The sequence below is a fragment of the Amorphus sp. MBR-141 genome (assembly GCF_053628695.1).
Genome location: NZ_JBRJGW010000032.1, coordinates 20,718 through 30,934 on the forward strand (window position 1 = coordinate 20,718; position 10,217 = coordinate 30,934).

A 10,217-nucleotide genomic window follows, 5' to 3' on the forward strand; every position below is an offset into this window, starting at 1 on the left:
CACCGCATTCTCAGCGCACCAGAACCTGGGGCAGCCAGGTCGCCGTCGCCGGCACAAGGTAGACGATCAGCAGGACCACGAGCTGGCAGGCGATGAACGGGGCCACGCCGAGACACATCTGGCGATAGGTGATCTCCGGCGGCGCGACGCTCTTGAGATAGAAGATCGACGGCGCCATCGGCGGGGTCAGGTAGCTGGTCTGGATCGTCACGATCGCCATGACTGCGAACCAGACCGGGTCGATGCCCGACAGGCGCAGCAGCGGCTCGTAGATCGGAACGCAGATCAGCAGAATTGAGATCCAGTCCAGCACAAACCCCAGAAGGGCGATGATCGCAAGGATCACGAACACAGTCTGGGTGGGCGACAGGTCGAGGACGGTGAGGCCTTTCTGGATAAGCTCGCGGCCACCGTTGATCTGGAAAATGCTGGTGAACATGGTGCCGCCGACGATGATCAGCATGACCATCGCGGTGATCACGAGGCTGGACCGCAGCGTTTGGATCAGCACGGACAGGCTGAACTTCCGGTACGCCAGCGTCAGCAGCATCGTACCGAGGGCGCCGACGCTGGCCGCCTCTGTCGGGGCAGCGATGCCGGCCATGATCGATCCGACGACCGCCAGCACGAGCCCGATGGCCGGGGCGATCGAAGTCGCCGCCATCCAGAGCTTTTGGCCCAGCGGCACCTGAACTTCCTCGGCGCTGAGCGGCGGGCCGTCCTGGGGCCGAATGGCACAGCGGGCGAGGATGTAGCCAAGGAAGAGAAGGACCATGATGATCGCAGGGATAACGACGGCGGCAAAGAGGTCGCCGATGGAGAGCTGTCCCTGGGTCGCGTAAACGACGACGACGATCGACGGCGGGATCATCGTGCCGAGCGACCCACCCGCACAGATGGTCCCGGAGATGAGGCCGTGGTTGTAGCCGTAGCGACGCATGGCCGGGATGGCCATCATGCCGACCATTACCTCCACGGCCCCCACGATGCCGGTGCCAGCCGCAAAGATCGCGCACATGGTGATGGCGGCGAGAGCGAGGCCACCGGGAAGCCGGCCGAACCACAGTCGCATCGCCTCGAAGAGGCGTTCGGCGATGCCGGACCGCTCCAGCATGGCGCCCATGAAGATGAAGAGGGGAACGGCGGCGAAGGTCGGCTGCGTCGCCACCCGCTCGACGAAGCGGTAGAGCTGCATCGGCGCCAGATCGCCGAAGGCGATGAGGGCGAAGCCGAACGCCGTGACGATCAAGCTGAAGGCGACCGGCAGCCCCAGCAGGATCAGTGCGAACAGGGCAGGGAACATAAGCCCCGCCAGAATGGGGTCACTCATCGGGCTCAGCCGGCATTGCGAAGCGGATCGCGGTCACGAGGGTCTGGGCTGTCAGAAGGCAGAGGCCAAGGGCGATTGCCGCGTGGAAAGGCCAGATGATGGGTGCGAAGGCGCTCACGGGATCGACCTCGCCGCGAACATAGGAGCGGTGCGCGCGCTCCACCGCCACGTAGGAGAGGGCGGCGAAGGTCGGAAGGGCGAGGAAGAAAAGGAGGCCGGCACCGATCGCGCCCTGGAGGCGCTTCGGCAGCCGGTCGATCAGAAAATCGATGCGGACGTGACCATTGGCCTTCAGTCCGTACGCCGAGGCCATCATGAACAGCGCGCCATTCAGCATGTATGTCATGTCGGATGCCCAGAGCGTCGGCGCGTTAAAGGCATAGCGGCTGACCACCTCGAAGATCATGACGCCGATCAACAGGATCAGCAGGACACCTGCGATCGCGGCGATGGCGGAGGAGATGGCGTCGATGACGCGCATTGTCGAACTCGTCCCACTCGAAAGGGATTGCCGGCCCTCCGGCACCGCCCGGAAGGCCGGCAGTCCATTGGTCGCCTAGTTCCGGTCGACGTACTTGAAGGCGGCGTTGTTGGCGTAGCGATCCTGGAATGCGAAGTAGCTGTCGCCGATCTTCTTCATCCAGTCATTGCCATCGGCGCTCTGCTCTTCGGCCTTCTTTTCCGCCCATTCCCGGCCGGCATCGGTGATGGCGGCCAGCACCTCAGGCGGCAGCTCCTCGAATTCGGCGTTGCTTTCACGGAGCTTGTCCATGGCGACGATGTCGTCCATGCCAGACTGCAGGTAGCTCTCGAACACGGCCAGCTTGGCGGCGGCCTTGACCGTCTCCTGAAGGTCCGGCGGCAGGGCCTCCCAGGATTCCTTCTTCACGATGAATTCGTTGATGCCGGCCGGGAAGTGGACGCCGGGATAGATGATGTACTCGGCGGCGTTCTGCAGGCCGGCAATCAGATTGTCAGCCGGGCCGGACCATTCGGCAATGTCCACGCCGCCCCGCTCCAGCATCGTGTAGACCTCACCACCGGTTACGAAGACCGGCGAAGCTTCGAAATAGTCGGATAGAACCGACGACCAGGCACCGGCGGACCGGAACTTGGCGCCCTTCAGGTCCTCGACCGAGTTGATGGGGCGATGCGAGTGCCACAGCTCGGTGCCGACGATCCCACCGACGAGCGAGTAAAGGCCCTGCGTCTCCAGCTTGAACTCGGTCAGCAGATCCTGTCCGCCGCCCTCGTAGAGCCAGTAGAGCATCGTCTCAATGCCCATGCCGCCAGGCTGGCCCGCGTAGAAGGTGTTGGCCGGATCCTGGTTCACGACATAGAGCGGCGTGATCATCGCGGCGTCGGCCGTGCCGTCGAGGACCGCTTCATAGTTGCGGGTCGCCGGGGCGAGGACGTCGACGGGATAGGGCTTGATCACCAGCCGTCCCTCGGACAGCTCGTTCACCCGCGTGACGAACGGCATGACCATGTTGCGCCAAAGGCCCCACGTTTCGCCAGCGTAGCTCGACATGCGCCAGACGATCGGGTTCTCAGCGGTCGGCGCTTCCTGGGCGTGGGCGACGCTCATCGTCGCTCCGGCAATCATTGCTGCAAGGCCGGCACTTCTGACTAGGTTCATCAACTCCTCCTTCAGAGTTTCGTCCCGGCCGATTTCCCCTCACCGTGTCGACATGCGCCGATTGGCTTTTTGGCCGGTTCGAAGATGCGATGAGGGAGTACAGCACACCGAAATGGGTTGCGCACCATTTTTCGTAACGGTATTCCTATATTCGGAACACTTGGGTGCTGGTGTTTCTCGGCAGGTCATGAAAGGCGTCTGCTAAACTGTTGAGCAGATTGCCTTCCTGCCTGCCTTGCGGATTTTTCGGGCAAATGCGTAAAGTTGCGCCGGGTGCCCGCGGGGGCGATTTTTCGCCACAGCGGGAGGGAGGACAGCGGGTGGTTGATCGCAAGGATGAGGTGGATGCCGTCGAGCCGGTCGACGTCCGCTCGCTTCCAAACCTGAACCTGGGGCGCGGTCTGCTGGCGCTGGAGGCGTTCACGAACGAACGGCCGGCTTGGGGCGTGCGGGAGCTCGCGCGGGCGTTAGACACGAATCCGACGACCATGCACCGCCTGCTGACGACGCTCGAAGCCTTCGGCTACGTCGAGCAGGATCCGGCAACGGCCCTGTACAGGCTTGGCCCGAAGATCATGCGGATCGCCTCGACCTATTCAGAGCAGAATCCGCTACCGATCGTTGCGCGGCGTGTCTTCCAGGACTTCTCCGACCGCTTCGATCATACTTTCTATCTGGGTGTGCTCAGCAACTACGAGGTGGTCTACGTGGCCGTCTATGACGGCCGGAGCGCCGTGAAGATCTCCATGCAGCCGGGCGGACGGATCGCGCTCTATAGCACCGCGATGGGCAAGGTGATGCTGGCCTATCAGGAAGATGCGTTCATCGAGCGCTTCCTGGAGACCGTCCCGCTGAAGAAGACCACGCCGCGGACGATCGCCTTCGCCGAGGACCTCTGGAAAGAGGTGAAGGAGATCCGCCGCCGCGGCTACGCGGCGAACTACGGCGAGCATTTCGAGGAGATCGGAGCCGTCGCGGTGCCACTGCGCGACGCCGCAGGCACCGTGATCGCTGGCCTGTCGCTGGCCTTCCCCGCGATGCTTCTGTCTTCGGGTGCGATCGACATCGACAAGCTTCGGGTCCTTGCCGAAGAAACGGCGAAGGAGATCCAGTGGCGGCTCGCGGGTCAGCGATCCTGATCCGTCGGTCGGCAGGAGCGAGCCGCAGTGGCGTCTAGGGCTCGACGACGATCATGTCCCGGGTGAGCGTGGTGAGGAGCCGATTCTCGCCGTTCTCCCCCACGACGAACGGATCCTCGACGTGCAGCCCGCCGGTTCCAAATTCGTAGTAGGGCGTCTCCACGTTCAGGACCATGCCGGCCTCGATCGGGGTTTCGTTGCCGGGGGCGAGAATCGGCTGTTCGTAGATCTCAGCGCCGATGCCGTGGCCGACGTGGTGGCGCCGATAGTCCGGCAGCCCGGCCTCGCGCGTCGCTTCCATCATGAGGTCGAAAACTTGGTGTGCGACCTGTCCGGGGCGCACAACGTCGATCGCTGCATCTTCGCCGGCTTTCAAGGCCCTATAGATCGAGGCACTCCGTGTGGAGGGCTCGCCATAGGCGACGTTGCGGGCGATGTCGGACCAGTAGCCATCCTTAACGCAGCCGACGTCGAACCAGATGGTGTCGCCCTTTGCCAGCTTCGTCGATCCAGGCCGGACCTGCCCGCCCACGCCGTTGCGCCCGATCCTGATCATCGCGAGGCGCGGCCAGCCTCCCTGGGCAGCGATCGAGCGGTTAAAGGCAAGCATCAGTTCGCGCTCGCTGACACCCTCTTCGGCGATGGAGGTTGCGGCGAGGATGGCGTTCTGCGCGGCAATGGCCGAGCGCCGGATGCGCCGGACCTCTTCCGCCGACTTGACCCGGCGGATGAAGGCGAACGTCTTGGAGGCATCCACGAAGGTCGCGGCCGGCATCAGGCTTTCAAGGGTCTCCCGTACGCCCGGCTTCAGGCCATCGTTGTCGATGCCGATCCGCGCTTCGGCGAGGCCGGCGCCACGGATCGCCTCAGCGAGCGCAGCGACAGGAGAGGGGTGGGCGGCCTGGACCGAAAGGTCGTGGAGCCGCTGCTCGTCGTCGCTCAGCTGCGTCCCGTCCGCGATTTCACGGTAGAACGTGCCGTAGGTCTCCACCCGCGATATGCCATCGAAGCCGTCGAGGACCTGGTCGACCTCACCCACACTGGACACGAAGGAGGGAGCCTCCGGCCGGTCGTGGGTCGCGATGGCGTAGCACTGGCCAAAATAGGGATGGATCGCCAGCGAGACGCTCGCGATCCCCGTCAGATACTGAACATTCTCACTCGTCGCTGCGACGATGCCGTCGAGCCCTTCTTCTGCGAGTCGGCTGCGGAAGCGCGCGGCGTTAACGAGCATCGGTTATCCTCAGTGTTTCTATAAAAGGAACGCTATTTCAGTTTTTGCCATTAGGCCGGCCGGGCGCCGACCTGTCAACGCCAGATGCGAACCAGCCGGGATGCTCGGCGCCCGACGACGGAGCGGCCGAGTTGACATTCGCGCGAAACATCAAAATGATAATTGGAACGGTGTTTCTTTTTTAGAAACGCTTAGTGTGCTCATGACAAGGGGTCTGCGGCGATGAAGGTGAGTGTCGGCCTGCCAACCGGAATGGAAGGCATGATGTATCCGGTGCCTTTCGCGCGGATCGAAGACGTGATCGCGATCGCCGTGCGCGCCGAGGAACTCGGCTATGATTCCGTCTGGGGCAACGACCACATGACGACCCAGCGTTATGTGCGTGAGGAGTTTCCCACCCCCCCGAACTTCTGGGAGATCCTCTCAACCTACGCCTACATCGCCGCCAAGACGTCCCGCATCCGGATGGGCACGGGCATGCTGGTGATGCCCATGCGCCGCGACATCGTGGTGACGGCAAAGCAGATCGCGACCATCGACCAGCTCAGCGGCGGTCGCCTGGAAATCGGCGTCGGCGTCGGGGCCTATCGCGAGGAATTCGAGGCGCTCCATCCTGGCTGGAAGGCACATCGCGGCCGGATGGTCGAGGAGAGCCTGCAGGCCTTTGCCCAGCTCTTCAAGGATCGCACCGCCACATTCGACGGCGAATTCTACAAGTATCGCGACGTCGAGATGTATCCGAAGCCGGTGCAGGATCCGCTGCCGCTCTATGTCGGCGGCAACAACCCGAACGCCATCTCGCGGACGGTGGACTACGCGCATGGCTGGCTGCCGGCCTGCATCGAGGTCGAGAGGCTTGCGGGCGCCGTTTCGACGCTGCGCGAGCTTGCCGACAAGAAAGGCCGGGACCCGGCCCAGATCGAGGTCGCTCCCCAGTTCGTCTGCTATATCGGCAAGACCCGGGAAGAGGCGGTCGAGCGCTTCCGGCAGAGCCAGATGTACAAGCATCTGGTGTCACTGTCGCAGTCGACACTGAAGGACCAGGGCGCCGTCAGGCACGAGGACATCAACCTGGTTGGCACCGCTGAAGAAGTCATCGCCAAGGCTAAGGCGCTCGAGGCCGCCGGCGCGACCCACCTGCTGGGGCTCTACTTCGCTGCCAACACGGTGGACGAGCTGTTCGAGCAGATGCAGATCTTTGCCGAAGACGTCATGCCGCACGTCGTGTCGTGACGATGCGGCACGATCATTCTCCGACCGCCGCCGCCGTTGGCGACGGATTGCAAAGCCTGGCCATTGGCCAGCGGTCGCTGGGCGATCCTGCCCGGCTATTTCCGCTGCTGCCGGTGCTGACGTCGGGATGTCCGGTCAGCTCGACCGAGGCGATGCAGTATCCGCTCGAGGTCGACTACGACTATGGTCGGGTCGACAAGAGCCTGTTCGATCAGGCACCGCTGCCGGGGCTTGACCGCTGGGCGCCGCTGCTGCCTCCGCTGGCCGCGGGGCTGAGCCTCGGCGAGGGCGGCACTGCTCTGTTCGATGCAGGTGACCTCGGTCGCTCGCTCGGTTTTTCCGGCACGCTCTGGCTCAAGGATGAGAGCCGAAATCCGACCTGGAGCCATAAGGACCGGCTCAATCTCTGCGTTGTTTCAGCCGCCGTCACATCAGGAGCGCGCGGGATCGCGGTGGCGTCGTCGGGCAACCACGGCGCCGCTGCAGCCGCCTATGCCGCCCGGGCCGGGCTTACGTGCGTGGTGGTCATCTCCGATGGTCCGCAGCCGGGCTTCCGCCGGCTTCTCAATGCGTTGGGAGCCCATGTGGTGGTCGCTCCGTTCGACCGGCGCTGGCAGGCGTTGCGGCGGCTCGTCGACGAGGCGGGCCTCATGCCGGCGAGCAATCTCACGCGCTTCCATACCGGAAATCCTTACGGCCCCGAAGGCTACAAGACGATCGCCTATGAGCTGTTTCTGCAGCTCGGCCGCAAGGTACCGGATTCCGTCCTGATCCCGACCGGTTATGCGGAACTTCTCTATGGCGTCGCCAAGGGCTTCCGCGAGCTTCGCCTTCTTGGGCTTGCCGATCGTCTGCCGCGCCTGTTCTCCGCCGAGCCGGCGGTGCGGGGGCCACTGGCACGCGCCTTTGGATCGAACGCGGCTGCCGTTGAGGTCGACCCCGTTCCTTCGGCAGCTCCGGGCATCGCCTGTACCGTCGGCAGCCCGCGCGGGGTCGCGGCGCTTTGCGAGACGGATGGCCAGGCCCTCACCACCACGGAAGCGGAGCTTGCGTCCATGCGGGACTGTCTCGCGCGCGTCGGCCTCTATCAGGAGATGTCCGGCGTCGCGGCGCTCGCTGCCGGCGAGGCCGCGATCGGCCGCGGGGTGGAACTTGGCGAGACCGTTGTAGCGCTCCTCACCTCCGCCGGCCTGAAGGACGGTCCGATGGACGTGTCCGACGTGCCCGTCCATACGGAAGAAAGTTTGGACGATCTGATCGCCGATCTCCTCAAAGCGGACGCCTGACCCGCGGGGATGCGATGGCGTGTGCAGCGGGATTCGGGACGAGGGATGGTCGTTCGTGAGGACGAGAGGGGCGTGAGCCGATGATCGACATCAGCCTGGAAGGCAACGAGACCTGGCCGGAAACGATGGCCATGCTCGATGTGATGGAGCGTCAGGGCGTTGGAACGGTCTGGCTTGCGAGCCACCTCTTCCAGCGCGAGCCGATCGCCCGCGCAGCGGCCATCCTGTCGTCGCGCCCGTCGCTCTCCGTCGCCCTGATGGCGATGAGCCCGTACACCGTGCATCCGGTCTACGCGGCGATGGCGGCAGCGACCCTCGACGAGATGTTTCCCGGTCGGGTGACGCTCTGTCTTGGCGTCGGCGCGCCCCGCGACCTCCAGGCGGCCGGCGTCGAGGCCCCGAAGCCGCTGTCGACGCTCCGCGAGGCGATCGCCGTGACGCGCGCACTGTTTGGCGGCGAAACCGTCGATCACGACGGGGCGACGTTCTCGGTGCATGGCCGGCGACTGTCTTCTGGGCCGTGCAGTGTCCCGATCGCACTCGCCGCATCGGGTCCCAAGATGCTGGAACTCGCCGGAGAGGCTGCGGATGCCGTGCTGATCAGCGCCGCTGCATCCGTGCCCTTCATCCGCGAGTGCCTCGCTCTGGTGGCGGCCGGCGAGGCGAAGAGCGGGCGCTCCGTGCGCAAGATCGGATTGCTCTACTCCGCTGTCGCGGATGACGAGGCCGAGGCCCATGCCCGGCTGAAGCGGACGCTCGCCTTCATCCTCCGGGGGCCGCATCACGCGCGCAACATCGCGCTCGGCGGCTCCACCCTTGACCAGGAGGCGCTGGCCGGCGCTTTCGCACAGGAGGACTGGGCCACGGTCGAGCGCATCCTGTCGGACGAGACCGTTGCCCGGCATGCTGCGAGCGGACGGCCCGAGCAGGTCCGCCAAAGGATGCAGGAGTATCTGTCAGCCGGCCTAGACAGGCTGGTCCTTTCCGGACTGCCGGATCCCGGCGTGGCCGAAAGGCTGATCGCTGCCCTGATGAAGCAAGGCGCCGGCTAGCCTCGTGCCTAGTGGGATCGACCCCGATGGATAGGCCGGGCCATACCGTCTACCTGGCCTTAGTCGGCTCAATCGAAGCAAACCCAATCGCCATCAGCGCGTCCCGCTTCTGCTCGAGTGTCGGGCCTGACCCATATTTCGGGCGGTAATATTTGTGGCCCATCAGGGCGGCGACGATCTTCTCCGGCACGTTGGCTGACCCAAGCCGGTCCTCGAAGGTGTGCCGCAGCGAGTAGAGCGAGTGCGCCTTGGTGGGGCGCAGCACCCTGGCATCGAGAACCTTGTTCACCAGAGCGGAGAGCGACGAGCCCTTGTCGCGATAGCGGGGGAAGCCTTCGGGGTGCTCGCGCATCGCCGCAAGGGCAACGCCGACCAGCGGAATGTCGCGCTGCGATTGCGGCGTCTTCAGCTTGCGCCCGTTCGGCCTCACCTGCACGTGCGGGACCGGGTGGTCGAGCTTGATGGTGCCGGCATCGAGATTGACGGCCTCGGAGACCCGCAGGCCCGTCTCGGCCATCAGATGGACGATGGCCTTCGCTTCCGGGTTCAGGCCGTCGAGGGCGCCGTCGGCCAGGATGCGCGTTGCCACGAAGCTTGCTTCGAAGGCAGCGCGGGAGCGAGCCTCCTCGCCCTCGATCCTGAGCTGCGAGAAGACGGGATCGAGCCCCAGCCGGTGCTGGCGGTCGAGGGTGCGCAGCATCTTGTTGAGATGGCCGATGTCCTTGTTGGCCGTGCCGATCTGGATGCCGTCCTCCAGAACCCGTTCGGACCACCAACTGCGGAAATCGAGCGCGTCGCCGCGGCTGATCTCGGCCACCGGCTTGTCGCCGATGACCTGGAGGAGGTTGGCGATGGCGCGGCGCTTGGGGTTGCGCCACTTGCGTCGCTGGTCTTCCGACATGGAGGCGAGGGAGGGCTGCATGATGGCCTCGAAGGCCTCCAGCAGGCCTGCCAGCCGGAAGGAGGGGGCTTCGATGCCTCCCAGGACGGCCTGACGCGCGAGGGTGTCGTCGTGGCCGGCCTCGACGATTGCGGCAAAGCGACGGGCGATCTCGTCGAGATCGCGCTCGGCCACCTCACGGGCGGGCACGTAGTCGAACCCGAGCGCGCGGGCCCTGCGGCAGGCTGCCTGATAGCGCACTGTCGCGTCCTGCGTCTGAAGGGCCTGCAGGTCGTGCCAGTAGGTTTCGGTGTCCGCGTTCAGGCGACGGACCACTTAGCGTAATCGCAGGTGGCACCCCTCGCCGAGAGCGAAGCGGTCCACCAAGCTGGCGATCCAGCAACGATCGGCTCGGCCGACAAGT

The 10,217-nt window shown here is 65.0% G+C and carries 9 protein-coding genes; 4 read left to right on the forward strand and 5 right to left on the reverse strand.

Features of this window, described 5'->3' with window-relative positions:
* Positions 1-10: 10 nt before the first annotated feature.
* The 3 genes from ACSSVZ_RS25500 to dctP all read right to left on the reverse strand — a co-directional run bounded on the left by ACSSVZ_RS25500 (position 11) and on the right by dctP (position 2,969).
* On the reverse strand, positions 11-1,330 hold the full coding sequence (locus tag ACSSVZ_RS25500; RefSeq protein WP_453973642.1) for a TRAP transporter large permease: 1,320 nt from the start codon (positions 1,328-1,330) through the stop codon (positions 11-13).
* On the reverse strand, positions 1,323-1,811 hold the full coding sequence (locus ACSSVZ_RS25505) for a TRAP transporter small permease subunit (protein WP_453973643.1): 489 nt from the start codon (positions 1,809-1,811) through the stop codon (positions 1,323-1,325). The genes ACSSVZ_RS25500 and ACSSVZ_RS25505 overlap by 8 nt, the downstream gene beginning before the upstream one ends.
* A gap of 75 nt (positions 1,812-1,886) precedes the next feature.
* On the reverse strand, positions 1,887-2,969 hold the full coding sequence (dctP, locus tag ACSSVZ_RS25510) for a TRAP transporter substrate-binding protein DctP (RefSeq protein WP_453973644.1): 1,083 nt from the start codon (positions 2,967-2,969) through the stop codon (positions 1,887-1,889).
* Between the two features lie 209 nt (positions 2,970-3,178).
* Between dctP and ACSSVZ_RS25515 the strand changes: the two genes are divergently transcribed.
* Complete coding sequence (locus ACSSVZ_RS25515) at positions 3,179-4,108, forward strand: IclR family transcriptional regulator (protein WP_453973645.1); 930 nt, start codon at positions 3,179-3,181, stop codon at positions 4,106-4,108.
* Between the two features lie 34 nt (positions 4,109-4,142).
* Here the strand turns inward: ACSSVZ_RS25515 and ACSSVZ_RS25520 are convergent, their stop codons facing one another.
* Entirely contained in the window at positions 4,143-5,342 is a 1,200-nt protein-coding gene (locus ACSSVZ_RS25520; RefSeq protein ID WP_453973647.1) for a M24 family metallopeptidase, read from the reverse strand.
* 222 nt (positions 5,343-5,564) lie between these two features.
* Here ACSSVZ_RS25520 and ACSSVZ_RS25525 point away from each other — a divergent pair, with 222 nt between their 5' ends.
* The 3 genes from ACSSVZ_RS25525 (at position 5,565) to ACSSVZ_RS25535 (ending at position 8,913) form a co-directional block, all read left to right on the forward strand.
* On the forward strand, positions 5,565-6,575 hold the full coding sequence (locus tag ACSSVZ_RS25525; protein WP_453973648.1) for an LLM class flavin-dependent oxidoreductase: 1,011 nt from the start codon (positions 5,565-5,567) through the stop codon (positions 6,573-6,575).
* Positions 6,576-6,577: 2 nt separating this feature from the next.
* The gene (locus tag ACSSVZ_RS25530) at positions 6,578-7,861 is read left to right on the forward strand and encodes a threonine synthase (protein WP_453973649.1); all 1,284 of its coding nucleotides are present in this window, start codon (positions 6,578-6,580) and stop codon (positions 7,859-7,861) included.
* Between the two features lie 80 nt (positions 7,862-7,941).
* A complete protein-coding gene (locus ACSSVZ_RS25535) occupies positions 7,942-8,913 on the forward strand; it encodes an LLM class flavin-dependent oxidoreductase (protein ID WP_453973651.1) in 972 nt (323 codons plus the stop codon).
* 49 nt (positions 8,914-8,962) lie between these two features.
* On the opposite strand, the gene ACSSVZ_RS25540 is transcribed toward ACSSVZ_RS25535, so the two are convergent.
* Positions 8,963-10,129: a tyrosine-type recombinase/integrase gene (locus ACSSVZ_RS25540; RefSeq protein WP_453973653.1), complete on the reverse strand. Its 1,167-nt coding sequence runs from the start codon at positions 10,127-10,129 to the stop codon at positions 8,963-8,965.
* Positions 10,130-10,217 lie beyond the last annotated feature (88 nt).